The 25,295-nt window shown below is 66.6% G+C and carries 23 protein-coding genes; 11 read left to right on the forward strand and 12 right to left on the reverse strand.

The features are described 5' to 3' along the window. The 4 genes from A5753_RS03545 to A5753_RS03560 form a co-directional block, all read right to left on the reverse strand. A partial coding sequence (locus tag A5753_RS03545) for an AMP-binding protein (RefSeq protein WP_156655926.1) occupies positions 1–895 on the reverse strand: 895 nt, incomplete at its 3' end. 23 nt (positions 896–918) lie between these two features. Then, positions 919–1,827 (reverse strand): alpha/beta fold hydrolase, encoded by a 909-nt coding sequence (locus A5753_RS03550; RefSeq protein ID WP_067123504.1) that lies wholly within the window; start codon positions 1,825–1,827, stop codon positions 919–921. 72 nt (positions 1,828–1,899) lie between these two features. After that, entirely contained in the window at positions 1,900–4,182 is a 2,283-nt protein-coding gene (locus A5753_RS03555) for a CaiB/BaiF CoA-transferase family protein (protein WP_067123506.1), read from the reverse strand. After that, positions 4,179–5,639: an aldehyde dehydrogenase family protein gene (locus tag A5753_RS03560; RefSeq protein ID WP_067123508.1), complete on the reverse strand. Its 1,461-nt coding sequence runs from the start codon at positions 5,637–5,639 to the stop codon at positions 4,179–4,181. The genes A5753_RS03555 and A5753_RS03560 overlap by 4 nt, the downstream gene beginning before the upstream one ends. A gap of 192 nt (positions 5,640–5,831) precedes the next feature. Here A5753_RS03560 and A5753_RS03565 point away from each other — a divergent pair, with 192 nt between their 5' ends. Genes A5753_RS03565 through A5753_RS03605 form a run of 9 tightly spaced genes read left to right on the forward strand, consistent with a single transcriptional unit; the run spans position 5,832 to position 13,607 of the window. Next, a complete protein-coding gene (locus A5753_RS03565) occupies positions 5,832–7,028 on the forward strand; it encodes a cytochrome P450 (protein ID WP_067123510.1) in 1,197 nt (398 codons plus the stop codon). Positions 7,029–7,032: 4 nt separating this feature from the next. Next, the gene (locus A5753_RS03570) at positions 7,033–8,217 is read left to right on the forward strand and encodes an acyl-CoA dehydrogenase family protein (RefSeq protein WP_067123511.1); all 1,185 of its coding nucleotides are present in this window, start codon (positions 7,033–7,035) and stop codon (positions 8,215–8,217) included. A gap of 18 nt (positions 8,218–8,235) precedes the next feature. Then, a complete protein-coding gene (locus A5753_RS03575) occupies positions 8,236–8,781 on the forward strand; it encodes a MaoC family dehydratase N-terminal domain-containing protein (RefSeq protein ID WP_067123513.1) in 546 nt (181 codons plus the stop codon). Then, positions 8,781–9,191 (forward strand): Zn-ribbon domain-containing OB-fold protein, encoded by a 411-nt coding sequence (locus tag A5753_RS03580; RefSeq protein ID WP_067123515.1) that lies wholly within the window; start codon positions 8,781–8,783, stop codon positions 9,189–9,191. The genes A5753_RS03575 and A5753_RS03580 overlap by 1 nt, the downstream gene beginning before the upstream one ends. Positions 9,192–9,198: 7 nt before the next feature. Then, on the forward strand, positions 9,199–10,308 hold the full coding sequence (locus tag A5753_RS03585) for an acyl-CoA dehydrogenase family protein (RefSeq protein WP_067123517.1): 1,110 nt from the start codon (positions 9,199–9,201) through the stop codon (positions 10,306–10,308). Further along, a complete protein-coding gene (locus A5753_RS03590; protein WP_067123519.1) occupies positions 10,305–10,754 on the forward strand; it encodes a MaoC family dehydratase in 450 nt (149 codons plus the stop codon). Before A5753_RS03585 ends, A5753_RS03590 begins: the two co-directional genes overlap by 4 nt. Further along, positions 10,751–11,920, forward strand: coding sequence for a lipid-transfer protein (locus A5753_RS03595; RefSeq protein ID WP_067123521.1), 1,170 nt, complete (start codon positions 10,751–10,753; stop codon positions 11,918–11,920). Before A5753_RS03590 ends, A5753_RS03595 begins: the two co-directional genes overlap by 4 nt. A gap of 11 nt (positions 11,921–11,931) precedes the next feature. Continuing rightward, positions 11,932–13,002 carry a zinc-binding dehydrogenase gene (locus A5753_RS03600; RefSeq protein WP_067123523.1) on the forward strand — a complete coding sequence of 357 codons (1,071 nt, stop codon included), beginning with the start codon at positions 11,932–11,934 and terminating at the stop codon, positions 13,000–13,002. Further along, positions 12,999–13,607 carry a TetR/AcrR family transcriptional regulator gene (locus A5753_RS03605; RefSeq protein WP_067123525.1) on the forward strand — a complete coding sequence of 203 codons (609 nt, stop codon included), beginning with the start codon at positions 12,999–13,001 and terminating at the stop codon, positions 13,605–13,607. The genes A5753_RS03600 and A5753_RS03605 overlap by 4 nt, the downstream gene beginning before the upstream one ends. Before the next feature lie 84 nt (positions 13,608–13,691). Here A5753_RS03605 and A5753_RS03610 read toward each other — a convergent pair whose 3' ends face one another. Both A5753_RS03610 and pruA read right to left on the reverse strand, forming a co-directional pair. After that, positions 13,692–14,657: a proline dehydrogenase family protein gene (locus tag A5753_RS03610; protein WP_067123527.1), complete on the reverse strand. Its 966-nt coding sequence runs from the start codon at positions 14,655–14,657 to the stop codon at positions 13,692–13,694. Beyond that, the gene (gene pruA, locus A5753_RS03615) at positions 14,657–16,288 is read right to left on the reverse strand and encodes an L-glutamate gamma-semialdehyde dehydrogenase (protein ID WP_067123698.1); all 1,632 of its coding nucleotides are present in this window, start codon (positions 16,286–16,288) and stop codon (positions 14,657–14,659) included. The genes A5753_RS03610 and pruA overlap by 1 nt, the downstream gene beginning before the upstream one ends. Before the next feature lie 83 nt (positions 16,289–16,371). Between pruA and A5753_RS03620 the strand changes: the two genes are divergently transcribed. After that, positions 16,372–17,967, forward strand: coding sequence for a CdaR family transcriptional regulator (locus A5753_RS03620; protein ID WP_067123529.1), 1,596 nt, complete (start codon positions 16,372–16,374; stop codon positions 17,965–17,967). Positions 17,968–17,985: 18 nt separating this feature from the next. Here the strand turns inward: A5753_RS03620 and A5753_RS03625 are convergent, their stop codons facing one another. From A5753_RS03625 to fdxA, 6 genes are all read right to left on the reverse strand, one after another. Further along, positions 17,986–18,315 carry a hypothetical protein gene (locus tag A5753_RS03625; RefSeq protein ID WP_067123531.1) on the reverse strand — a complete coding sequence of 110 codons (330 nt, stop codon included), beginning with the start codon at positions 18,313–18,315 and terminating at the stop codon, positions 17,986–17,988. Next, positions 18,312–19,571, reverse strand: coding sequence for a sulfate adenylyltransferase (gene sat, locus A5753_RS03630; RefSeq protein ID WP_067123533.1), 1,260 nt, complete (start codon positions 19,569–19,571; stop codon positions 18,312–18,314). Before sat ends, A5753_RS03625 begins: the two co-directional genes overlap by 4 nt. Before the next feature lie 66 nt (positions 19,572–19,637). Continuing rightward, the gene (gene cysC, locus A5753_RS03635; RefSeq protein WP_067123535.1) at positions 19,638–20,306 is read right to left on the reverse strand and encodes an adenylyl-sulfate kinase; all 669 of its coding nucleotides are present in this window, start codon (positions 20,304–20,306) and stop codon (positions 19,638–19,640) included. A 352-nt stretch (positions 20,307–20,658) separates the two neighbouring features. Further along, positions 20,659–23,022, reverse strand: a complete 2,364-nt coding sequence (locus tag A5753_RS03640) for an amino acid permease (protein WP_067123700.1) — start codon at positions 23,020–23,022, stop codon at positions 20,659–20,661. A gap of 88 nt (positions 23,023–23,110) precedes the next feature. Beyond that, entirely contained in the window at positions 23,111–24,196 is a 1,086-nt protein-coding gene (gene dapC, locus A5753_RS03645) for a succinyldiaminopimelate transaminase (protein WP_156655933.1), read from the reverse strand. 41 nt (positions 24,197–24,237) lie between these two features. After that, positions 24,238–24,564 (reverse strand): ferredoxin, encoded by a 327-nt coding sequence (fdxA, locus tag A5753_RS03650; RefSeq protein WP_007773662.1) that lies wholly within the window; start codon positions 24,562–24,564, stop codon positions 24,238–24,240. A 388-nt stretch (positions 24,565–24,952) separates the two neighbouring features. Between fdxA and A5753_RS03655 the strand changes: the two genes are divergently transcribed. Next, positions 24,953–25,276 carry a hemophore-related protein gene (locus A5753_RS03655; protein ID WP_067123539.1) on the forward strand — a complete coding sequence of 108 codons (324 nt, stop codon included), beginning with the start codon at positions 24,953–24,955 and terminating at the stop codon, positions 25,274–25,276. Positions 25,277–25,295 lie beyond the last annotated feature (19 nt).

The following is a 25,295-nucleotide window of genomic DNA, read 5'->3' on the forward strand; positions in this document are numbered from 1 at the left end:
ACCCCGGGCGTCGCTCCCCGTCGGCCCGCGTGGACACCGTGATCAGCGATTCCGACGCGCCGTAGCGTTCGATGGGCTGATGCCCGGTGAGCCCGGCCAACCGGTCGAACACCGGAACCGGCAGCGGCGCGCTTCCCGAGACCAGCAGCCGCGCGCGGCGTAGTGCGCGGGCGGCCGGCTCGTCAGCACCCACCCGCGACCACACCGTGGGAACCCCGAAAAACAGCGTGCCCCCGTGCTCGGTTGCGGCCTGCGCGTAGCCCGCCGGTGTCGGCTTGCCGGTGTGGATGAAGCGGTTTCCGATCCGCAGCGAGCCGAGCAGGCCCAGCACCAGGCCGTGCACGTGAAAGAGCGGCAGGCCGTGGACCAAGACGTCATCGGCCGTCCATTGCCAGGCTTCCGCCAGCGCATCGAGGTCGGCCGCGATCGCCCGTCGGCTCAGCACCACGCCTTTGGGCAGCCCGGTGGTGCCCGAGGTGTAGATGATCATCGCGGTGGCGTCCGCCGACGGCTCGGCATAACGGTGCCAGGATCGGGCGTGCAGCCGCACCGGGATGTGCGGCAGGCCCTCGGGCTCCGAGTCTTTCGGGGGCGCTGCCCCAAGCCAAGCCCGCACCCCGGAGTCGGTGAGCATGTGCCGGCGTTCGACCGCGCCGACGTCCTCGGGCACCGGGACGAACGGCACCCCGGCGATGAGGCACCCGGTGACGGCGAGCACGGTCGCGGCGGTCGGGGCGGCGAGGATGGCAACTCGGCCCGCGCCGCCCGCGCGTTCGGCCACCGAGGTGGCGGCGCCGACGAGGTCGCTGCGGCTGAACACGGCGCCGTCGATGCGCACCGCATCGGCGATATCGGTGGCGGTGAGCGCCGCGGGATTCAGGGACGCCAGCAGCACGTGAGCAGGCTACCCGGAGACGGTCAGCCTCGCTCGTCCCAGATCTTCGTCAGGGTGGACAGGATCTCCTCGCCGCGGCCCAGCCCGCCGAGGTGGCTTTCGCCCGGGAGCACGATCAGCTCGCAGTCCGCCAGCTTGGACACGACGTGCTCGCCGTGGGCGAACGGCACGATGTGGTCGCTGTCGCCGTGCCACCAACGCACCGGGACCTTGACCTCGTCGAGCCGGAATCCCCAGTCCTGGGTGAACAGGATGATGTCGTTGAACGGGGCCGCCAGTTGCTTGCGGCTGCCGTTGAGCAGGTCGTCGAGGAACATGGCCCCGAACTCGGGCCGGGTCAGCAGGCGCCGGTCGCCCTCGGGCGATATCGCGGCATAGAGATAGAGCGCGGGATTCGCGACGGGGCGGATCGCCCGGACCACCAGGCTCGCACCGATCCGCAGCGGGTCGCCGCCCAGTTTCAGCAGGGGCGCCAGCCGCTTGCCCAGGTTCATCAGGCCGCTGGTGATCCCCTCGTCGCCGAGGAAGGGCGCGACGCCACCGAGCACACCGACGGCTACGACCCGATCGGGCAGCACCGCGGCGGACGCCAGCGCGTAGGGGCCGCCGCCGGACAGGCCGATGACCGCCATGTTGTCGATGCCCAGAATGTCCGCGATGGTCCGCAAGTCGTCGCCGAACGCCCGGATGTTCTCGTACCGATGCGGCGTCGACGAGCCGATCCCGGGGCGGTCCAGGCCTATCAGCCGGATCTTGTGCTGTTCGGCGTACAGGCGCGCCTCGGTGGGAATCTGGCGGCGGGCGCCGGGGGTGCCGTGCAGCCAGAAAAACGCCCGGCCCTGCGGGTCGCCGAACTCCGCGAAGCCGATCTGGCGGTCCTCGCCTACGGCGACGTTTCCTTCGAGCTTGGGGCGGGCGATCTCGATGACCATGTCGAGCAGCTTGGCACGTCAGGTGCGGTTCACGAAAGCGGGCTTAGTTGCCGGCGCTGGGGCCACCGGCGGCTATGCGTTGAGCACCCGCTCACCGATGATCCGCCGGTGCCGCAGGTCAGCCACCTCCGCCTCGGGCAGGCCCAGCTCGCCCAGGACCTCGTCGTTGTGCTGGCCGAGAGTCGGCGGGGCGGTGCGGTGGTGCCGCCGCGGTCCGGGGGTGATGCGAAACGGCCAGCCGGGATAGCGGTGCGCTCCGGTGATCGGGTGTTCGAGTTCTTCGTAATATCCCCGCGCGTCGAGCTGGTCGATGTCATACATCTGGTCTCCGCTGATCACCCGCTCGGCGGCAATCCCCTGTGCCTGCAGGGTTTCGACGATCGTCGCGGCGCTCTGCGTGCGGGTCCAGGCGGCGACGAGCTCGTCGAACAGGTCGTGGTCGATCGGCTGATCGGGCACGGACAACGCCACCCATTGGTCCTGCTCGGCGGTCGGGTAGACGCCTTGCAGATAGCCGCGCCGTCGGTTGCCCTCGCGCGGGCGGACCACACCGTTCATCGAGTACTCGATCACCGGTTCGGCCGTCACCGCGGCGGCGACCTCGATCTGGGCTATCTCGATGAGTTGTCCGGCGCCGGTGCGGTTGCGGTGCTCGAGCGCGGCCAGCAGCGCGACCCCGGCGTGCACGCCCACGATCGGATCGGCGGGGCCCTGCGGATTGCAGGGCGGACCATCGGGATAGCCGGTGGCGGCCGACATGCCCGACGTCTGCTCGAAATTCAGCGCCCAGCCGACATAGTCGCGCCACGGGCCGTGCAGACCGTATCCGGGCATTCGCACCACGATCACGTCGGGTTTGAGCGCTACCAGCGAGTCGTAGTCCAGGCCGAACTGCTCGACCACCCGCGGCGAGAAGTTCTCCACCACAACGTCGGCCCGGGCGGCCAGCCGGCGCGCGATGCCGAGGCCTCGCTCAGACGTCAGATCAAGCGTGAGGTCGCGCTTGTTCAGGTTGGTGCCCTGCCAGATGGGGCTGCGCTCATACCAGTCGTCGCCCTCGTAGGCGAAGGCCCCCGAATAGCGATGCCCGTCGGGTCGCTGGATCGACTCGACCTTGACGATGTCGGCGCCGAACGCCCCGAGGTAACAGGTCAGGTACGCCCCGGCCCAGAACGTGGTCAGGTCCAGCACCCGCAGCCCGGAAAAGGGCATCAGCCCCGCCGACTGGTGAACCGACCGGCCGTCCCCGGCCCACTTCGCGGGTGGCGACGTTCGAAAGCGCGGCGCCGGACGCGGCCGCGGCACAGGGGTTTTCGATAGCCTGAACGGCGGTCCGGGACGCCGAAACGACTCGTTTTCGGCGAAGAAGGCCCGCGCGGCGTATTGCGGGCAATCGAGCACGGTGGCGCCGTCGTTGACCGGGGCGGCCGGAATCCGCAGCGCCTGAGCGAGTTCCACGATCTCGGCGACGGTCTGACCGGCCAGCACCGGCTCGGCCTTGGCGAAGAAGTCGTCGCGCTCGGCACCACCCATCATGATCGCGAGCTGATGCTCGCCGAACTCGGGCAGGCCGAGCATCGCGCAGACGTCGAGCCAGTGCTGGCCCGTCAGGCAGTTGATGCCCACCCAGCCGTCGGCGGCCCGGACGACTCCCAGCATGGGCGCCGATCGCAGGTTGGCGGGCAGGCCGAGCCGGCGCATCCGCTGCGCCATCAACATCGGATAGGGCAACGTCGACAGCAGCGATTCCAGTTGTGAGACATCCACTTCGGCGACGCGGCCGGTGGGCCGCATCCGTAGTGCGGTCAGCGCACCGAGCGCGCCGTAGGCGCCGGCGACATACTCGGCGATTCGGGCGCCGACCTGAACCGGCGGGCGATCCGGATCCCTGGAGCTGACCCAGCCCGATGCCGCCTGCAGGGTCAGCGGCGTGGTCGGCCGGTCACGCAGCGGGCCGGACTGACCGAACGCAGAGATGCGCAGTAGCACCAGGTTTGGATTGATCCGCTGCAGGGCATCGACTCCGAGCCCCCTTCCCTCCAGCGTTCCGGGTTTGAGGTCGTCGATCAGCAGCTGCGCCCCGGCGATGAGTTCGCTCGCGGCCGCGACATCGTGTGTCTCCGAGAGGTCAAGCGTGGCAACGTGTTTGCCCGCGTTAAGATATTCGAACAAGCCGGACCGATCAGGGTCGACGACGCCCGAGGCGAACGGACCCCAGCGCCGCAGCGGATCTCCGGTGGGCGGCTCGATCTTGATGACCTCGGCACCCAGGTCGACAAGGAGCTTTGCAGCGTAGGGACCTGAGATCTCGCTTGCGATTTCGACGACGTGCAGCCCCGCGAGGGGTGCCGTCACGCGGGCACTCCGATCGCCATCTGTTCCATGTACTGATGCAACCCGCCGATGCCGCCGCCCTCGCGGCCCAGCCCGCTGAGCTTGAAGCCACCGAACGGCGCCCCACCGGGGCTGATGCCGTTGACCGCGATCTGGCCGGTCCGGATGCGGCGCGCCACGCCGACGGCGCGGTCCACATCTTCGCCCCACACCGCACCGGAGAGCCCGTATTGCGAATTGTTCGCGATGGCCACGGCGTCGTCGTCGTCTCGGTAGCGCAGCACGGTCAACACCGGCCCGAACACTTCCTCTTGCGCGATAGTCGAATTCGGCTCGACGCCGGACAGGATCGTCGGTTCGACGTAGTAGCCAACGTCCAAGCCCGCCGGCCGACCGCCGCCGGTCACCAGCTTCGCCCCATCGCTGCGCGCCCCGGCGATGTGCGCCTCGACCCGGTCGCGTTGCGCCGCACTGATCAGCGGACCCATCTGCACGTCGGGATCGGTGGGGTCGCCCACCTTGATCTCGCGGGCCAATGCGGCAAGGCGATCGACGATGTCGTCATGCAGCGAATCAGGCAACAGCAGCCGGCTGTGCAGGATGCAGGCCTGTCCCGCGTGCAGCGAACAGGATTCGAACAGCATCCGCTGCAGCATCTCGTCGGTGACGTGCGCGTCGTCGAGGACGATGCTGGCCGACTTGCCGCCCAGTTCCAACAGGATTCGCTTCATCGTGTCCCCGGCGGCGGACATGACCTGGCGTCCGACGACCGAGCTGCCGGTGAAGCTCACCATGTCGATGCGTGGATCGGTGGTCAGCAGCTTGGCCGCCTCGACACCCGAGGGCGTGACCACATTGACCACCCCGGGCGGAATGTCGGTGTGCTCGTCGATGAGACGCGCCAGCGCCAGGCCCGCCAACGGGGTCAGCGGAGAGGGCTTGAGCACGACCGTATTGCCCGCGGCCAGAGCATGATTCAGCTTCATCACGTTCAGGCAGTGCGGAAAGTTCCACGGCGTCAGCACCGATACGACGCCCAGGGGCGCATGGCGGAGCAACGTCATGCCGGCGCTGATGCCGCTGACCTCTTGGTCGGCCAGCTGGGTGGCGAGCTGGGCGGCATGCATGGACATGAACCCGGCACCGTCGATCTGCATCATGCGTTCATTGGCGATGCAGCCCCACTCCGCCTGGGACAGCGCGAAGAAGTCGTCGGCGTGCTTGGTCAGCGCCTCGCCCAGCTGGTTCAGGCACGAGGCGCGCTGCTCGGCGGACATCGTGCCCCACGGTCCGCTGTCGAAGGCGCGCCGCGCGGCCGAGATCGCGTCGCCAACCTGCGCGAGGCTCGCGTCGGGCGCGGTCGCGATGACGGCCTCGGTGGACGGGGACACGTCGTCGTAGCGGCCGTCCTGCGGCTCGACCCATTTGCCGTCGATGTAGAGCTGATAGGTCTGGGCGAGAGCGGGCGAATCGGCCATGTGTTCCTCCGGTCATCTGCTCACTTGGTGTACACCCCCGCGTGTCCCCCGTCAATCATCAATCCGGTGAAATCCGAGCTATTCGCAGATTTTGGCCTCGTATTGACAGCACGCGGCAGCGCGGAGTAGACACAGTCGGCAGACAGATTGCACCAATCTGTCGGATCGGGTGTCCTGCGAGAGGGGCTTGCCGTGCAGACTCATCCGCCGCTGCGCTCCCCGAGCTATCCGCTGCACTCGCCCGACTTCTATGCGGGCGACCCGTATCCCGCCTACCGGGAACTGCGCGCGACGACGCCGGTGTGCTGGAATGACGTCACCAACTTCTGGGCCCTGCTGAAATACGAGGACATCCGCTTCGTGTCGAGCAACCCGGCGCTGTTCACCTCGACCCAGGGCATCACGATCCCCGATCCGCAGATGCCCAATCCGGTGCAGCAGGGCAGCCTGATCTTCACCGATCCGCCACGGCACCGGCAGATGCGCAAGCTGATCAATTCCGGATTCACCAAGCGGCGGGTGGCCGTGCTCGAACCGAAGATCCGCGAGATCGTGCGCGGCATTCTCGACGGCATCGAACCCGGGTCCGTGCACGAGTTCGCCGAACACATCGCCGCTCCCCTGCCCACCCGGATGATCGCCGAATTGATCGGAGCCCCGCCCGACGACTGGGAGCAGTTCCGGGCGTGGTCGGACGCGGCCACCGGAACGGCTGATCCGGAGATCGAGCTCGACTCGCTGGTGGCGGCCGGGCAACTCTACGAGTACTTCCAGAAGTTGATCGCGGCCAGGCGCAGCCAACCCAGGGACGACCTGCTGTCGGTGCTGGCCAAAGCCGAGATCGACGAACACCAACTGACCGATGAAGACCTGCTCAATTTCGCCTTCCTGCTGCTGGTGGCGGGCAACGAGACAACCCGCAACCTGATCTCGCTCGGGACACTGGCTTTGATCGCGCATCCCGACCAATGCCGCCTGCTCGTCGACGATCCCGCGCGCATCCCGCTGGCCGTCGAGGAGATGTTGCGGTGGAACAGCCCCGTGGTGCACATGGCCCGCACCGCGACCGTCGACGTCGAGATCCGCGGTCAGCGGATCGCAGCCGGCCAGGCCGTGGTGATGCTCTATGGCTCGGCCAATCGCGATGAGGACGTGTTCGGCCCCGACTCCGAGGAGTTCAACGTGACCCGCCATCCGAACCCGCACATCGCCTTCGGATGCGGCGAACATTCCTGCGTGGGTGCGCAATTGGCACGCCTGGAGGCGACCGTGTTCTTCGACGAGCTGCTGCGCCGCTTCCCCAGCCTGGACCTCGTCGGTGACGTGGACAGGATGCGCGCCACCATGGTGCCCGGAGTCAAGCGCATGCCGGTGCGGATGGGGTCCTGAGCCGATGGACCTCGAATACACGCCAGAGCAGGAGAAGCTGCGCGCCGAGATCCGCGCGACGCTGGAAACCGTGATGACGCCCGAACGCGTCGCCGCGGTCAGCGAGCGGATGGAGGGCGGACCCGCGGTGCGTGAATGCGTCCGCGCCCTGGCCGCGGCCAACCTGCTGGGCGTCGGCTGGCCCAAAGAATATGGCGGACAAGGGTTCTCTGCTATCGAGCAGTTCATTTTCTCCGAGGAGGCGCGCCGGGTCAGCGCCCCCATCCCGCTGGTGACACTCAATACCGTCGGGCCGACGCTGATGCACTACGGCACCGAGGAGCAGAAGCAGCGCTTTTTGCCGGCGATTCTTAACGGCACCGTGGAGTTCGCCATCGGCTACTCCGAGCCCGGCGCGGGCAGCGACCTGGCCTCGGTGCGCACGACGGCGGTCCGCGTCGGTGACGAGTATGTGATCAACGGCCAGAAAATGTTCACCAGCGGCGCCGCCTATGCCGACTTTATTTGGCTGGCCGTGCGTACCGATCCGGATGCCAAGAAACACAAGGGCATTTCCATCCTCATCGTGCCCACCTCCTCGCCCGGATTCTCATGGCAGCCGCTGCACACCATGCCCGGCATCTCGACCTTCTACACCTTCTACGACGACGTCCGGGTGCCGATCAGCGCGCTGGTCGGTGCGGAAAATGAAGGCTGGCAACTGATCACCACGCAGTTGAACTTCGAACGCGCCGCCCTGGGCAACCTCGGCGCGCTCGAGCCGCTGTTCGAGAAAACGCTGGACTGGGCTGTCACCACCGAACTGGACGGCGGCCGCGTCATCGACCAGCCCTGGGTGCAGCAGGCGCTGGCCAGGGTCGAAGCCCAGGTCGCCGCATACAAGCTCGTGAATCTGCGGGTGAACGCGGCGATGACGAAAGGGGCGCTCAGCATGGGCGAGGCATCGGCGGCCAAGGTGTTCGGCACCGAGCTCACGCAGCAGGTTGCCCGGGAGCTGCTCGAGGTGCTGGACGGCAACGGGGTGCGGCGCGGCGCCCAGGCTCCGCTGCGCGGCGCGCTGGAATCCGCCTACCGCCAGGCCGTCATCAATACCTTCGGGGGCGGCGCCAACGAGATTCAACGTGACATCATCGCCATGGCCGGATTGGGCATGCCCCGGGCACCGCGCGACCTTCGGGCCGCGAAATAGCAAGGAGGACAGGACTAAGTGACCGACTCAGAAACCGTCAGCGCCAAAGTGCGGGCCCTCGTCGGCCAGCCGACCGGTGGCACCGGCAAGCCGTCGCTGGCGCCGGACCCGGTGAACCAGCCAATGATCCGGCACTGGGCGTACGCGATGGCCGACATGAACCCCGTCTACATCGATCCGGAGTTCGCCGCGTCGTCCCGGTTCGGCGGCATCGTGTCGCCGCCGGTGATGCTGCAGACCTGGACCATGCCGTCGCCGAAGCTGGAGGGAATCGGCGAGCGCGGCGGCGCGCCCGTCGAGATCCACAGCAATCCAACGGCATTCCTCGATGAGGCCGGCTATACCAGCACGGTGGCGACGAATTCGGAGTTCGAGATCGAGCGATACCCGGGACTGGGCGACGTGATCAGCGCGACGACCGTCTACGAGTCGGTTTCCGAGGAGAAGAAGACAGCGTTGGGCACCGGCTTCTTCCTGACCTGGCTGACAACCTACACCGATCAGCACGGCGAAGTGCTGGGGCGGCAGCGATTCCGGGTGCTGCGATTCAGGCCGGCGAGCTGATGGCGGCCCGTCTGGCTCCGGCGATCACCCCGGACACCGAATTTTTCTGGAATGGGTTGCGGGAGAACAAACTCCTGATCCAGCGCTGCGGTGGCTGCGGGCAGCTGCGCCATCCGCCCCGGCCGATGTGCCCGCACTGCCGGTCGCTGGACTGGGAGGCGATCGAGTCGTCGGGCCGCGGCACGGTCTACAGCTACGTGCTGCCGCACGAGCCGAAGTTCCCGTTCTTCGAGTACCCCTACGTCGTCGTGCTGGTGGAACTCGAGGAGGGGGTGCGGCTGGTGTCCAACCTGACCGGCATCGACCCGGCCGACGTGACGCCCGGACTGCCTGTCGAGGTCTACTACCAGGCTTTCGACGGTTCTGGCTCGCAAGACCTGGTGCTGCACCAGTTTCGGCCGGCCGGCTAGGCGCGTCATGGATTTCTCGTTCACCGAAGAGCAGGAGACGATCGCCAAGCTCGCGCGCGATCTGCTCGAGCGTCGCGCCACCCCCGGCCGGCTGACGGAGGTGGAAGCCGGCGACGTCCGCTACGACGAGGCGCTGTGGAAAGAGCTCGCGGCCGCCGACCTGTTGGGCACCGCCCTGCCGGAATCGGTCGGCGGCAACGGCGGCGGCTTCGTCGAGCTCGGTGCCCTGCTGGCCGAGGTCGGATACGGCGTCGCGCCGGTACCCGCCTACGCCACACTGGTATTGGGCGCCGACCCGATCGCGCGGCACGGCAACCACGAACAACAACAGCGATTCCTGCCCGGCGTGATCGCCGGATCCCGGATCCTGACGGCGGGATTGACCGAACCCGGCCGCTCGGACCCGGTACTCCCGGTCACCACCGCCCGTCGTGACGGCCTGGATTGGCGACTCGACGGCGCCAAGGAGTTGGTGCCGGCCGCGCAGCTCGCCGACACGATGCTCGTTCCCGCCGCTACTGATGACGGCGTGGTCCTGTTCCTGCTCGCGACGGACGCCGCCGGTGTCGAGGTTCGTCCGGTTCGCACGACCAGCCGCGAACCACACGCAGACGTATTACTGGACGGTGCAATGGTTTCCGATGCCGACGCGATCCACGGCGCCGGGCTGGTCGAGTCGCTCCATACCCGTGCCCTGGTGGCGCTGTGCGCGATCCAGCTCGGCGTTGCCGAACGTGCGCTGCGCATCGCGGCCGAATACACCGCGGGCCGTGAGCAATTCGGCCGCCCGATCGGCAGCTTCCAGGCGGTGCAGCAGCGCATGGCCGACGCCTTCATCGATGTCGAGGCCATTCGGTGGACCACCTGGCAGGCGGCCTGGCTGATCGCGCACGGGCGACCTGCCGACCGGGCGGCGCGCATCGCGAAGTTCTGGGCCGCCGAGGCCGGCGCGCGCGTGGCCGCCACTGCACAGCAGGTGCACGGCGGCATCGGCATCGACGTCACCTACCCCCTGCACCGCTATTTCCTGTGGGCCAAGCACAACGAGCTGACCCTGGGTCCGGCTTCGGCCCAGCTGGCACACCTCGGCGCAACCTATTCGGAAGGACCCGCATGACGACCGCCTCCACCCGAACCTTGCAATGGCAGGACATTTCGATCGGCGACGAGGTCGCCCCGCTCGAAATCCCGATCACCACAACGATGATCGTCGCCGGCGCGATCGCCACCCGTGACTTCATGCCGGTGCACCACGACCGCGAGTACGCCAAGCAGCAAGGCTCACCCAACCTGTTCATGAACATCCTGACCACCAACGGGTACTGCGTGCGCTTCCTCACCGACTGGGCCGGCCCAGAGGCGATGGTGAAGAACCTTTCGATTCGCCTTGGGGTGCCGTGCTTTCCCGACGATCCGCTGCGGTTCACCGGCAGCGTCACCGGCAAGACCGAAGGCTCCGATGGCGAGAACTTCGTCGAGGTGACGTTCAAGGGTTCCAACAGCCTGGGCGACCACGTGTCCGGCGCCGCGGTGCTCAGCCTGCTCGACGGGTCGGGCGCATGAGCCGGACGCTGCCCGGCGCCGCGGCCATCGTCGGGATCGGCCAGACGGAGTTCTCCAAGGAATCCGGGCGCAGCGAGCTGCAATTGGCATGCGAAGCGGTGAGCGCCGCACTCGACGACGCCGGCCTGGCCCCCAGTGACGTCGACGGCATGGTCACGTTCACCATGGATGCCAGCGATGAGATCGACATCGCCCGCAACGTGGGCATCGGCGACCTCAGCTTCTTCTCCCGCGTGCACCACGGCGGCGGCGCGGCCGCCGGCACCGTCGTCCACGCGGCGATGGCCATCGCCACCGGTGTCGCAGACGTCGTGGTCTGCTGGCGCGCATTCAACGAGCGGTCGGGTTTCCGGTTCGGTGGCAGCGGCCGCAGCATGGCCGAAACACCCTTGTTCATGGCGCATTACGCGCCGTTCGGGCTGCTGACCCCCGCGGCATGGGTCGCCGTGCACGCCCAGCGTTACATGTCGACGTACGGCGTCACCAACGAGGACTTCGGCAGGATCGCGGTCGTCGACCGCAAACACGCGGCGACCAACCCCGATGCGTGGTTCTACCAGCGCCCGATCACCCTGGAAGACCACCAGAATTCGCGCTGGATCGTCGAACCCGTACTCCGCCTCTTGGATTGCTGCCAGGAGAGCGACGGCGGCGTCGCGCTTGTCGTCACCAGCGCCGAGCGCGCCCGTGACCTGCGCCAACCGCCGGCCGTCATCGCCGCCGCCGCCCAGGGCGCGGCCCACAACGGCGAGATGATGACGAGCTACTACCGCGACGAGATCACCGGGCTGCCCGAGATGGGGGTGGTGGCCCGTCAGCTGTGGCGCGACTCGGGGTGCAAGCCCCAAGACATCCAAACCGCGTTCATCTACGACCATTTCACACCGTTCGTGTTCGCCCAACTCGAGGAACTCGGATTCTGCGGGCGCGGCGAGGCCAAGGACTTCGCCACCCTCGAGCGGCTGTCGCTAGGCGGAGAATTCCCCATCAACACCAACGGCGGCCTGCTCGGCGAGGCCTACATTCACGGCATGAACGGCATCACCGAGGGGGTGCGCCAGGTGCGCGGCACCTCTTTCAACCAGGTCGACAACGTCGAACACGTGCTGGTCACGTCCGGCACCGGCGTGCCCACCAGCGGGCTGATCCTCGCACCGGCAGGCTGAGGGGACCGATCATGCCGAGGCTCGCGCTTTTGACCGCCCATGGCGGGCCCATCGAGCTTGCCGAATTCCCCTTGAGCACACCGGCACCGGGCACCGCGGCGCTGCGGCTGCGGATGGCCGGCATCTGCGGGTCCGACCTGCACATCTTTCGCGGCGAGCTGCCACTGCCGTGCCCATTCGCGATGGGCCACGAAATGGTCGGCGAGATAGCCGAACTCGGCGAGGGCCTGACCACCGATGCGACCGGTCAGCCGCTGGCCGTCGGCGATCGTGTGGTGGCGCCGTACTTTTGGTTCTGCGGCAGTTGTCACGCGTGTGCGCGGGGGCGGTCATACGCCTGCCAGAACCTGATGGCCGGCGAATATCGCACCCACGAGCAGGCGCCGCACTTCGTCGCCGCCTACGGCGAGTACTACTACACCAGCCGCCGTCAGCCGTTGTACAAGGTTCCCGCAGACCTGCCCGACGAGGCCGTCGCGCCCCTGAATTGCGCGCTCGCCCAGGTGCTTTTCGCGCTGCGCGACGTGCGGCTCGGGGACACGGTCGTCATTCAGGGCGCCGGCGGGCTGGGCATCAACGCCGCTGCCGTGGCGCGGACGGCGGGCGCCGCCGCCGTCGTCGTCATCGACAAGATCCGCGAACGACTCGACGTCGCCGCCGACTTCGGCGCCACCCACTGCATCGACGCCAGCGGCGTCTCGGTCGCCGAGGTCACCGAGCGGGTGCGCCAACACACCGACGGCATCGGCGCGGACTGGGTGCTCGAGGTAGTGGGCGTCCCGGGCGTCATCCCGGAGGGGATCGGGTTTCTCAACAACGGCGGCACGTTGCTCGAGGTCGGCAACGTCGGAATGGGACGCACCTTCGAGCTCGACCCGAGCGCATTGGTGTACGGCAACAAGTCCGTGCGCGGCGTGATGCTCTACGACCCGGTCACCCTGGCCACCGGTCTATCGTTCCTGGAACACACCAGTTTTCCGTTCGAGCGGCTGATGCCCACGCCGTTCCATCTGGCCGACGTCAACGCCGCCTTCGCCTCGGCCGATGCCGGGCTGGTCCCTCGGGGAGCGTTGATCCCGTGACGGCCCAAGTTTCTCAGGTGACCGACACCCGCGAGCTCATCGTGGAGTCCGCGTTCGCGTGCTTCGGCAAGCAGGGACTACAGAAGGCGACCATCGTCGACATCGCCAAGCGGGCGGGCGTGTCCCGCAGCACCATCTACGAATACTTCTCCGACAAGGCCTCGATCGTCGAGGCGTGCGCCGAACACGCATCCGAACGGTTCTACCGCGAGATGACCAAGGCGATGGACCGCGGCGGCACCCTGGAAGACAAGCTGTGTTCGGCAGCGGTCTTCGTCACTCAGGCGCGGCGGGTCATCGCGTCCGAGAAGTACTTCGACGAGGACGCGATCAGCCTGCTGCTGACCAAGGACGCCGCAGTGCTGCTGCGTGAATGCGTCGAGTTCTTCGCGCCTTACCTGTCGGCCGCCAGGCTCACGGGCGAGGTGCGCAAGGACCTCGACATCGAGGCCGCCGGCGAATGGTTTGCGCGCATCCTGTTCTCACTGTTCAGCACGCCGTCTTCGACGCTGGACATGGATGATCCGGACGTGGCGGCGGAATTCGTTCGCGCCCATGTGGTGCGCGGCTTCGCCAGTGATCGTCCGCGGCCGCGTCGCGGTTAGCGCTCGCGTCCAGCGTGCATCCTTGGCGGGAATTATCGCCGTGTCGCCCGCCCTGTGTGCACACTCAAAGCCCAGGATGCACGCTCAGTGGCCGCGCTGCGCCAGCGCCCGCAGGAAAAACGCCAGATTGGCCGGCCGCTCGGCCAGCCGTCGCATGAAGTAGCCGTACCACTGCGTGCCGAACGGCACGTACACCCGCAGTTGGTCACCCGCCGCGGCGAGGCGTCGCTGCTCGTCGTCGCGAATGCCATAGAGCATCTGGTATTCGAATTCGTCGCTGCGGCGGGCGGATTCGCGCGTCATCTCGGGCACCGCGCTGATGATCTCCGGATCGTGGGTGGCCACCATCGGGTAGCCGGAGCCGGTCATCAGCACCCGAAGGCAAGCCAGGTAGGAGCCGGTGACCTCGGCCGGTTCGCGGTAGGCCAGCGAGTCGGGTTCGTCGTAGGCGCCCTTGCACAGCCTGATCCGGGCGCCGGAGGCGGCGAATTCCTGGCAGTCATCCAGGGTGCGCCGCAGGTACGCCTGCAAAACCAGACCCAGCCACGGGAATTCGGTCCGCAGGTCGCGCACGATGCGCAGCGTCGAATCGGTCGTGGTGTGGTTCTCGGCGTCGACGGTGACCCACACGCCCGCCCGCTGAGCGGCGGAGCAGATCGACCAGGCATTCTCCCGCGCGATCTTGTGCCCGTCGCGTCCCAGCGATTGTCCCAGCGCCGACAGCTTGATCGAGACTTCCCAAGGACGGACTACGCCGCCCGCGCCACCGAGTCCACCCAACGCGTCGATCAGATCCAGGTAGACCCGCACGGCCGCATCGGCGTTGTCGGCGCTGGCGACGTCCTCGCCCAGATAGTCGATGCTGGCGAAGCGTCCCGAACCGCGCAGAGAGGCAACGCAATTCAGCACCGAATCGACCGTCTCCCCAGGAACGAACCGGTGCACCACTTTACGGGTGATCGACAGCCGCTCGGCGGTGCGGCGCAGGCCTTCGCGGTGGCTCGCGGCCATGATCGCCGGGCGCAGCGTGGTGGCGAACAGTCCGGCCATCAGCCGGTGCCCATATGCGGATAGGAGTGCTCGGTTGCGGGGATGAAGGTCTCCTTGATGGTGCGAGCCGACGTCCAGCGCAACATGTTCAGCATCGATCCGGCCTTGTCGTTGGTGCCCGAGCCACGCGACCCCCCGAACGGCTGGCGCCCGACGACCGCGCCGGTCGGCTTGTCGTTGATGTAGAAGTTGCCGGCCGCGAACCGCAGCCGGTGCTGGGCGGTGAGCACGGCGTTGCGGTCGTCGGCGATGATCGCGCCGGTCAGCGCGTACCGGGACCCGGTGTCGACGACGCCGAGGATTCGCTCGTAATCGTCGTCAGGGTACACGTGCACCGACAGCAGCGGGCCGAAGTATTCCGTCGCGAACGACTCGTCGGTCGGATCGTCGGACAGCAATACTGTAGGCCGCACGAAATAGCCTTCGCTATCGTCGTATTCGCCACCGACGGCGATGGTGACGTGTGCAGCGCCCTTGGCCCGCTCGATGGCGTCGACGTTCTTGATGAAGGCACGACGGTCGATCAGCGCTCCCCCGAAGTTGGTCAGATCGGTGACGTCGCCGTAGCGCAGCGCCGCGGTCTTGCCCAGGAAGTCGTCACCCATGCGGCGCCACACCGACTGCGGTATGAAGGCCCGCGACGCGGCCGAGCATTTCTGCCCCTGGTAGTCGAACGCGCCGCGAATCAGCGCCGTGCACAACACCTCCGGGCGTGCCGAGGCGTGGGCGACGACGAAGTCCTTGCCGCCGGTCTCCCCGACCAGCCGCGGATAGCTGTGGTAGCGGCCGACATTGGCGCCCACCCGCTGCCACAGCTGCTGGAAGGTGGCCGTCGACCCGGTGAAGTGGATGCCCGCCAGCCGCGGATCGGCCAGCGCCACATCGGAAACGGCGAGGCCGTCGCCGGTCACCAGGTTGATCACCCCGGGCGGGAGTCCCGCGGCCTCGAGCAATTGCATGGTCAGGTAGGCCGACAACGTCTGGGTGATCGACGGCTTCCACAGCACGGTGTTGCCCATCAGTGCGGGGGCGGTCGGCAGATTGCCCGCGATCGAGGTGAAGTTGAACGGCGTTATCGCATACACGAAGCCGTCCAGCGGCCGGTATTCGCTGCGATTCCACTCCCCCGGCCCGCTGATCGGCTGCTGCGCCAGGATCTGTCGCGCGAACGCGACGTTGAATCGCCAGAAGTCGATCTGCTCGCAGGGCGAGTCGATCTCGGCCTGGTAGACGGACTTGGATTGGCCGAGCATCGTCGCGGCGGCGATCTTCTCCCGCCATGGCCCGGCCAGCAGGTCGGCGGCGCGCAGGAACACCGCCGCGCGTTCGTCGAACGGCATTGCCGCCCAGCCGCTTTTCGCCGCCATGGCTGCTTCGATCGCCGCCGTCGCGTCGGCGTGTCCGGCGTTGGTCAGGATGCCCAGCTTCGCGGCGTGCCGGTGTGGCTGGACGATGTCGACGCGCTCACCGTCGCCCAGCCGGTGGGTGCCGCCAATGACATGCGGAAGGTCGATCGGATTGTCGGCCAGCAGCGCCAGTTCGGCGATGAGGCGGGTCCGCTCCGGGGAGTGCGGTGCGTAGTCGTGGACCGGCTCATTGGCCGGCATGGGGACCTGAGTTATCGCGTCCATGCTGCCAGGGTCCTCGCACACAAGCCGCAGCGTATTAGCCGATCGAACAATACAGCGCGCTGCCCGTAGTAAAATCGAACAACATGGCCGGCGTGGGGCTGGGACAGCTGCTACTCGCGCTGGATGCGACCCTGGTGAGCCTGGTTGACGCGCCCCGGGGCCTGGACCTGGCGGTGGAGTCGGTGGCGTTGGTCGACTCCGACGACGTGCGACTCGGGCTAGCGGCCGCGGCGGGTGCCGCCGATGGCTTTTTTCTGTTGGGGATCGCCGACGACGACGCGCTGCGCTGGATGGACAGGCAGGCGCGCGAACGCGTTCCGGGGGCCATCTTCGTCAAAGAGCCGTCGAATGCCTTGGTGGCCAAGGCGATTGCGGCCGGCTCGGCCATAGTGGCGGTCGACCCGCGGGCCCGCTGGGAGCGGCTCTATCACCTGGTCAACCACGTCCTGGAGCATCACGGTGACCGCGATGATCCGACGGACGATTCGGGCACCGACCTGTTCGGGCTGGCGCAGTCGCTCGCCGACCGCATTCACGGCATGGTCAGCATCGAAAACCCCCAATCGCACGTCCTGGCGTATTCGGCGTCCAACGACGAGGCGGACGAGTTGCGCCGCCTGTCCATCCTGGGCAGGGCCGGCCCGCCCGAGCACCTCGAGTGGATCGGCCAATGGGGCATCTTCGATGCGTTGCGGTCGGGCGGTGAGGTGGTCCGCGTCGCCGAGCGGCCCGAGTTGGGGCTGCGTCCCCGGTTGGCCGTTGGGATCCACCAGCCCGCACCCGATGCGCGGCGTCCGCCGATGTTTGGCGGAACGATCTGGGTCCAGCAGGGCTCGCAACCGCTGGCCGACGACGCCGAGGAAATGTTGCGCGGCGCCGCCGTGCTGGCCGCCCGCATCATGTCGCGGCTGGCGGCCCGGCCCTCGACCCACGCGCGGCGGGTGCAGCAACTCCTCGGCCTCGCCGACGCGGAAACCCTTGCGCACGTTGACGTGGCCGCGATCGCCCGCGAACTCGGTCTTGCCGCCAACGGCGACACGGCCCTGATCGGCTGGGACGCGACGGACAGTTCACCCCGTAATGCTCGCCTGGTTGACGTCATCGCGTTGAGCGCCAGCGCTTTTCGTCACGACGCTCAGGTCGCCTCATCCGGTGCGCGAACGTATGTACTTCTCCCGCAGACGCACAACCGGGTGGTCACCTCATGGGTGCGCGGCACCATCGGCGCCATGCGCGCCGAACTCGGGGTGCAGCTGAGGGCGGCCATCGCCGCGCCGGTCGCCGGCCTTGCCCGTGCCGCCGCGGCGCGCATCGAGGTTGACCGCGTGTTGGACAGCGCTGGGCGGCACCCGATTTCGTTCGGACAGGTGACGTCGTTGGCCGAAGCGCGTACCACCGTCCTACTCGACGAAATCGTGACCCTGGTCGGTAGCGACGAGCGATTGATCGATCCTCGGATTGTGGCGCTGCGCGATGACGATCCGGCGCTGGCCGAGACGCTGCGGACCTATCTGGATGCCTTCGGGGACATCGCCGCGGCCGCGCAATCGTTACGAGTGCACCCGAACACGGTTCGCTACCGGGTGCGCCGGGTCGAGAAGTTATTGTCGGCGTCGCTGGCCGATCCCGAGGTGCGGCTGTTGTTTTCGCTGAGTTTGCGGGTGCTGGACAGCGGATAACGCGGGCGGCGACAGCCCCTATTGGCTATTGGCCGTCTGGGACTCCTCGAGAAAGTGACCCACCACGTCCGGGCCGGTGGAGCGCATCTTGATAGACAGCTCGAGCAGCCTGTCCTTGGCCTGCTTCGGAAGCAGTTCGATCGAGCGAGTGGTGGCCGAGTCGTACTTCGCCCCGGGAAAACGCTGCAGTAGAACGTCTTTCTGCTCATCGGTGGTGTAGATCTCGAGCAGCTTCATCCCGGCGAACGCCTCAATTGCCCGGTCGGCCATTCCGGCATTGGCCAGCGCTTCCAGCCGTTCCTCGTTGATCCAGACGTTGATCTTGATCTTCTTCTCGCCAGTGCTCATGAGTTCTCCAATTGATTCAGCGTAAAGACCGGCAGCCTGTCTTTCAGATACTCCTCGGTGACGAACGGCGAGCCCTGCCCGTACTTGGCGGCGCTGTCCATCACCACTTCGAACACCTCGTGCCGCATCACCTTTTGGGTGGGCTTGACCTCGTCGGTCAAGATGCTGCGAATCAGGCTGCCGCTGAAGCTTTGTGACTGTTCGTCGTGGCCGCACAGGGCCGAGTTGGTGACCTCCTGGCACACCGGGCAGTACCAGTTCTCGCGCAGGAACACCGGCTTGATCCCCAGCTCGCTGCGGTGCTCCTTGAGGATGTTCTGGGAATCGTACGGGTGGTAGAAATCCCCGACGCCGGCGTGGTCCCGGCCGAACATGTGATGCGTGCAGCCGAGGTTCGTCCGCAGGATCGCGTGGAAGATGGCCTCCCGGGGCCCGGCGTAGCGCATGTCCCACAGCGTGAACGACACCAGGTGGACGTCCTCGCGAAAATACCCGCTGGTGCGTAATTCATTCTGTGCCAACAGGATTGCCTCGTCGATATAGTCGCCGACACGTTTCTGGCCGATGATGGCATTGACCAGCACACCCGTGTTCAGGTTGTCGACGGGCTGGTCCTCGTTGGCCGCCAGCCAGGCTTGCTTCATCAAGGCCTCGTGGCCGGTGTGCGGAACGTTGCGGGTTTGATGGGCGACGGCACGCTTCCAGTTCTTTTTCGCCAGCGCATCCTTGTGCTGCCTGGGCGTCAGCCAAAAGCTTTTGAAAGGCTCGTTGAACACCGGCTCGTTGATGAGCGTGATGTCGCCGCCGATGAATCGATTCGCGTAGGCCAACGTCTTCTTGACGCCCGGGTGCCGCGGATCGCTCGTCCCATAGGTCTTCTCGGCCATGCGCTGCAAGTCGTATTCGTAGATCTCGGAGACCTCGAAGATCGCCATCGGGGCATCGAGATATTCGAGAACGACGCGCTTGCCCTCTTTCACCCCGAATTTTTCGACGTCCTGCGCGGAAAGATCGAAAACGATCGGGATGCTCCACAGCGTGCCGTCGGGCAGTTGAAAGTCGTCCAGCGTGCCATCCACCTCGCGCCGGCCCATGAACCCCGACAGGGGGGTGAAAAACCCGTATGACAGGCTGATCACCTCGTGCGCGGTGGCTTTCGAGATCGGGATGCGCGGCAGCCCCTCGATCTGACTCGCCGCATTCTGCGTGGACACCCGTTCCACGATCGGCTTCCCGCTATGACCCTGGTAGCTCATGAAAATGACCTCGTTTCGGTGATCAGCGGCTGGCGGCTCCCGACGCCGCCACTGCCGGGATGTCCGCTAAGCGTCTCGGCGCACCGCGGCCGAAATGACGCCCACCTGCTCGAGATGGGCGATCACCTCCTCGGCCAGCGTGTCCGCGTCCTTGGTGCCCCCGTCGAGCCGCAGTTCCGGCCGCGCCGGCGCCTCGTAGGGGTCGTCGATTCCGGTGAAACCCTTGATCTCGCCGGCCCGGGCCTTCTTGTAGAGCCCTTTCGGATCACGCTGCTCGCAAATCTCGATCGGGGTGTCGATGAAGATCTCCTGGAAATCACCCTCGTGCAAGGTGGCCCGAATAGCGTCACGATCGCGAACGTAAGGGCTGATGAAGGCCGTCAAAGCGATGACCCCCGATTCGCAGAAAAGCTTCGCGACCGCGCCGATTCGGCGAATGTTCTCCTCGCGATCCTGGGCGGAAAATCCCAGGCCGAACCGCTTCGCGAACTCGGGCCCGTGGCGCTCTTCGAGCAGTTCAGGGCCGGCATTGAGCCCGTAGCGGACGTTGTCGCCGTCCAGCAGAAAGCTGCGTACGCCGCGCTCGTAGAGCTTCTGCTCGACGACGTTGGCCACCGTGCTCTTGCCGCTGCCGCTCAAGCCGGTGAACCAGATGACACAACCCTTGTGGCCGTTGAGGACCTCGCGCTCGCCGCGGCTTATCTGGTGTTCGTGCCAAGTGATGTTGTTGGCCATGCTCAGCTCCTGTTCACGACGTTTCGGCCGCGTGTGGACGCGTGCGCGCCGCGGCGAACGACCGTCTCGACGACGCGCGGTGACGAAACCCTAACGGCCACTTACCATCCTTCGCATCACCATTCGCTGCACGGGGTGGCCAAGCCTGGCAGCGCGTCCGCTCGACGAACATCCGTGCTGTCGGCACAGCGCCCGGCTTCGGCGCGGCGACCCGCCGCATCTAGCCTGGCCACACCTACCCATATTGTTTATCAATCAATCCGGATCAGAACCAGTCCACAAGTAAAGATGGCCAACTTAGCGGGTTTTAGTGTGCGGCCCGCGCGGGTTGATCCGCCGAGCGGGCGCGACGCTACGTCTCGCTGGTTTGTTCGGAATCCTCGGACTCGGCGTCTGTCGCAGGATCCTCGATGACGTGATAAGTCGGGTCAATCAACGACATAGGCCGGTTGCCGGATTGCTTAGGCTTGCCCGTGATCCGCAGAACCTGACCGGGCGCGATGTCGGCCCCACCGTGCCCGGAGCGGAACGTGACACAGATCTCGCCGCTGTTGTCGCCGACGACGACATGGCGGCGAGTTCGCCTGCCTTCTTTGATGTCCTCAATTTGATTCACCCGTCCTTCAAACGTGGCGCGCTGGCCGGGTATCAGACCCGACACCGTGATCGACTCTGGCCCGCGGTCGGGGTGCTCATAGGCTTCGACGTTGTGCTCGTCGTCCTCGTTAATCCAGGCTTCCACCTTGTCGAGCTCGCGGGCGATCCGTTGCTCGAAGTTGTCCGGATACGCCTGCTGGATCCGGGTCTGCACGTCGTAGGGCACGATCGTCGCCGCGGCGTCCGGTATCAGGCTGACCGCGCGGGAGACCTTGTCCGCGGTGCGGTCGTGTAGCAACCGACCCAGCAGTGGTGCATACGTGCGGCGTGGCAGCAACACCGTGACGTTGGCGTTCCGCTGCTCACCGCGGGCCTTTGCGACCAACACCTGCGCGGCCCGGGTGATCCGCCGGTCCGGGCAGTCCACCACTCGCAGCGGGGTGTCGAGTTCGAAGTGATCCCAACGCTTTCGGATCAACTGGGCGTGGGCTTCGTCGACCATGAAGTGCACCGCGACCAGCTCGTCGGCCCGTAATCCCCTGCCGTAGCGCAGCGCCTCGATGACCGCGAGGTCAACCGAGTTGACAAACACGAAGACCTTGTGCCGGGCGTACTTCACCAACTCCGGGCGATCGGTTCGGAACATCTCGAGAATGGCTGCCTCGGCGCGATATTCGCGGTTGAGTCGCATCAGCACGAACACCAATATCGGGAAGACGACGACCACCAACCACGCGCCCTCGGTGAACTTCGCCACCGCGAAGATGCCGACCACGATGGTCGACAAGATCCCGGCGGACAGGTTGATCGCCAGCCGGCGTCGCCAACCCGGTTCCCGCTGCGTCAGATGATGTTTGGTCATTCCGTAGCCGGCCATCGAGAACCCGGTGAACACGCCGATCGCGTAGAACGGGACCAACGCGTTGACCGAGCCCCCGGTCACCACCAGTAACAGCACCGAGAGCGCGGCGAGCGCGATGATGCCGTTGGAGAATACCAGCCGGTGCCCACGTTTCATCAGCTGCCGGGGCAAAAAGCGGTCTTCGGCAACGAAACTGGCCAACGCCGGAAATCCATTGAAACTGGTATTCGCACCGGTGAACAGGATCGCGGCGGTAGCCGCCTGAACCAGGGTGAACAGGACGTTCCCAATCACGCCGTGCCCGAAGACTGCCCGCCCGATCTGCGACAAAACCGATGGATATTCATCCAGATACGGGGTGGCATGGGTGACGTGCGCGAGATAAGCCACACCGGCCAGCAAGAAGCCGAGAATGGCGGCCATCGTGGTCAACACTCGGCGTGCGTTGCGGCCCTGCGGTTTCCGGAAGAGGTCGACCGTGTTAGAGATCGCCTCGACACCGGTCAGTGACGAGCCCCCGTTTGCGAACGCGCGCAATAACACCAGGACCGTCGCGCCCATCACCAGGCCGTTGCCCTGATGAACCGGCACCGTTCCGGGCAAGTGTGCGGGGTCGTAAACCGGTAGATCCCCGAATAGCGCTCGCAGCACACCGACAATGATCGTCAGGCCGACCATGACGACGAAAAAGTAGGTCGCAAACGCGAACTGCCATCCCGCTTCTTTCAGCCCGCGCAAGTTCAGATAACAGATCACCAGCACTACGCCGACCGTGATCTGCAGGCTGTGCGGGCCCAGTGCCGGGATCGCCGAGACCACCGCAACTGTCCCGGCCGCCGACTGCACGGCGACGGTGACCACGTAGTCGATCAACAACGCCGCGGCGGCAACCTGCGCCACCTTGGGTCCGAAATTCTCCCGCGCCACGATGTAGGACCCGCCGGCGCGGGTGTAGGTCATGACGACTTGGCGATACGACGCGGCCACGAGCACCAGAATCAGCAGGATGGCACCGGTGATGGGGAGCAACAACGCGAACGCGGCCACCCCGGCAGCTGGCAAGAGTTCGATCAGGATCTGCTCGGTGCCATAGGCGGTAGACGAGATCGCGTCTGGCGAAAGCGCTCCTAGCGCAACCGGATTCGACAGTTTCTCGGACGATAATTCCTCCGTGATCATGGGCTTACCTAGGAACACCCGCTTGGCGATGTCCCCCACCGAGAGCGGGATGCGCAACTTGCCCGTCGAACTGGTCACGACCACCGTCCTTACCCCGAGAACGTGAAATGCCTCCGATGCATTGTGCACGCAAGGCGGGCTCTGGATGCCCAGGCGGTGGAGTCGGCTAGGAGAGTCGCTGCACTGCGGCGGCGATCCGTTCGTCGTCGGCGGTCAGCGCGACCCGCACGTGCTGCGCGCCGCGAGGGCCGTAGAAATCACCGGGCGCCACCAAGATGCCACGCTGCGCCAGCCAGGCGACGCTGTCGTGGCACGGCTCGCCGCGCGTGCCCCACAGATAGAGGCCGGCTTCGGAATGGTCGATGGCGAAGCCGGCCGCACGCAGCGCGGGCAGCAGTGCCGCACGGCGCCGTTCGTAGCGCTCCCGCTGCGCCAGCTCGTGGGCGTCGTCGTCCAGGGCGGCAACCATGGCCGCCTGCACCGGCGTCGGCACCATCATCCCGGCGTGCTTGCGCACCGCCAGCAGCTCGGCAATCAGCTCGGAATCCCCGGCGACCAAGGCCGCCCGGTAGCCGGCCAGCGACGAGCTCTTCGACAGGGAGTGGATCGCGAGCAAGCCCGTATGGTCGCCGTCGCACACCGAGGGGTGCAGGATCGACAGCGGTTGATTGTCCCAGCCCAACCCCAGATAGCACTCGTCGGAGGCCACCAGGCAACCCCTGTCGCGGGCCCATCCGACCACTTTGCGCAAGTGATCGACGCCCAAGACGCGGCCGGTCGGATTGCTCGGCGAGTTCAGGTAGTACAGCGACGGCGATTGCGGGCCCAGCTGGGTCAGTGAATCCGCGCGCAGCACCCGCGCCCCGGCCAGCCGGGCCCCGACGTCGTAGGTGGGATACGCCAGCTCCGGAACCACAATCACGTCCGCGGGTCCCAGGCCCAGCAGCGTTGGCAGCCAGGCGATCAGCTCCTTGCTGCCGATCACCGGGAGCACGGCCGCCTCGGTCAGCCCGGCGATGCCGAACCGGCGGTACAGCGCGGCGACCGCCGATTCCCGCAGCCGGGCGGTGCCGGCGGTGGCCGGATACCCCGACGCCGAAGCGGCCGCGGCCAGCGCCTCCTGGATCACCGGAGCGACCGGATCGACCGGGGTGCCCACAGACAGGTCGACGAGCCCGTCCTGATGGGCACTGGCCAGCGCTTTCGCGCCGGCCAGGGTGTCCCAGGGGAACTCCGGAAGGAACGCCGACACCGCCGGCCGGCGCTTTTTGAGCTGGTGGGGCACCGGGCCGCTCAGTCGCCTTCACCCTGCGGTGGCAGATCCTTGACCACTTGCGGATCGTTCTCGGTCATACCGACCTTGGCCGCGCCGCCGGGCGAGCCCAGCTCGGCGAAGAAGTCGGCGTTGATCTGCGTGTACTGGCTCCACTGGTCCGGCACATCGTCTTCGTAGTAGATCGCTTCGACGGGGCAGACCGGCTCGCACGCCCCGCAGTCGACACACTCGTCGGGGTGGATGTAAAGCATCCGAGCGCCTTCATAGATGCAGTCGACCGGGCACTCCTCGATACAGGCTTTGTCCTTGATGTCGACACAGGGTTCGGCGATCGTGTACGTCACAGACGTCTCCTCCATGTACTTAGGCCATCTCGTGGGCTGAAATGTGGGCTGGTGTTCAGCTCGCACCGGCGCGTACGACCGCTTCCGGTGAAGCTTTCGGTTACTGATACTAGACGTTGCAGATACAGGTCAACTATTTGGCGCGCCTGTCGTTTCACCGATTTAAGACCGTCAGTCTCGGACCCCGCGAGGCGACCCCTTTTCGCCGAGCGCGAACGGCGTGAACAAGCGGCTGACCTGCATAGAGTAACGGCCCAGCGGCAACCTTCGATATCCGTTGCGTCACAAGCACCCTCGCGGGGCCTGGTAATCTCGGTCGAGAGCCGGCAACCGCTTGGCAGATGTCACCGCCCAAGCGCGGTGCATTAATTGGGGAAGGGTTCCACACATGAGGCTGTCGTTGAGCAAATTGGGCGTTGCGGTTGGCAGCGCAGCAGTGGCGTTGACCGCCGCGGCCGGGGTCGCATCGGCCGACCCGGTCACCGACACCACCTGCAACTACGGGCAAGTCATGGCCGCGCTCAACGCGACGGACCCGGCCACTGCCGCGCAATTCAACCAGTCGCCGGTCGCCCAGAGCTATTTGCGCAAGTTCCTCGCCGCACCGCCGGCGAAGCGCGTGCAGATGGAGCAGGAGATTCAGGCGATGCCGCAGGCCGCGGCGTTCATGGGGACCATCCAGCAGGTCGCGGTCGTCTGTAACAACTACTAGGCCGACCCGCGCGGACTGC

The sequence above is a fragment of the Mycobacterium sp. 852002-51971_SCH5477799-a genome (assembly GCF_001667145.1).
Classification (GTDB): Bacteria; Actinomycetota; Actinomycetes; order Mycobacteriales; family Mycobacteriaceae; genus Mycobacterium.

What these genes read in the sequence shown, in the direction of transcription:
- A5753_RS03570 (WP_067123511.1), top strand. Translation starts at nt 7,033, where the DNA reads ATGGACCTCGAATACACGCCAGAGCAGGAGAAGCTGCGCGCCGAGATC.
- A5753_RS03655 (WP_067123539.1), top strand. Translation starts at nt 24,953, where the DNA reads ATGAGGCTGTCGTTGAGCAAATTGGGCGTTGCGGTTGGCAGCGCAGCA.
- A5753_RS03600 (WP_067123523.1), top strand. Translation starts at nt 11,932, where the DNA reads ATGCCGAGGCTCGCGCTTTTGACCGCCCATGGCGGGCCCATCGAGCTT.
- A5753_RS03620 (WP_067123529.1), top strand. Translation starts at nt 16,372, where the DNA reads ATGGCCGGCGTGGGGCTGGGACAGCTGCTACTCGCGCTGGATGCGACC.
- cysC (WP_067123535.1), bottom strand. Translation starts at nt 20,306, where the DNA reads ATGGCCAACAACATCACTTGGCACGAACACCAGATAAGCCGCGGCGAG.
- A5753_RS03625 (WP_067123531.1), bottom strand. Translation starts at nt 18,315, where the DNA reads ATGAGCACTGGCGAGAAGAAGATCAAGATCAACGTCTGGATCAACGAG.
- A5753_RS03585 (WP_067123517.1), top strand. Translation starts at nt 9,199, where the DNA reads ATGGATTTCTCGTTCACCGAAGAGCAGGAGACGATCGCCAAGCTCGCG.
- pruA (WP_067123698.1), bottom strand. Translation starts at nt 16,288, where the DNA reads ATGGACGCGATAACTCAGGTCCCCATGCCGGCCAATGAGCCGGTCCAC.
- A5753_RS03560 (WP_067123508.1), bottom strand. Translation starts at nt 5,639, where the DNA reads ATGGCCGATTCGCCCGCTCTCGCCCAGACCTATCAGCTCTACATCGAC.
- A5753_RS03610 (WP_067123527.1), bottom strand. Translation starts at nt 14,657, where the DNA reads ATGGCCGGACTGTTCGCCACCACGCTGCGCCCGGCGATCATGGCCGCG.
- A5753_RS03550 (WP_067123504.1), bottom strand. Translation starts at nt 1,827, where the DNA reads ATGGTCATCGAGATCGCCCGCCCCAAGCTCGAAGGAAACGTCGCCGTA.
- sat (WP_067123533.1), bottom strand. Translation starts at nt 19,571, where the DNA reads ATGAGCTACCAGGGTCATAGCGGGAAGCCGATCGTGGAACGGGTGTCC.
- A5753_RS03595 (WP_067123521.1), top strand. Translation starts at nt 10,751, where the DNA reads ATGAGCCGGACGCTGCCCGGCGCCGCGGCCATCGTCGGGATCGGCCAG.
- A5753_RS03580 (WP_067123515.1), top strand. Translation starts at nt 8,781, where the DNA reads ATGGCGGCCCGTCTGGCTCCGGCGATCACCCCGGACACCGAATTTTTC.
- A5753_RS03590 (WP_067123519.1), top strand. Translation starts at nt 10,305, where the DNA reads ATGACGACCGCCTCCACCCGAACCTTGCAATGGCAGGACATTTCGATC.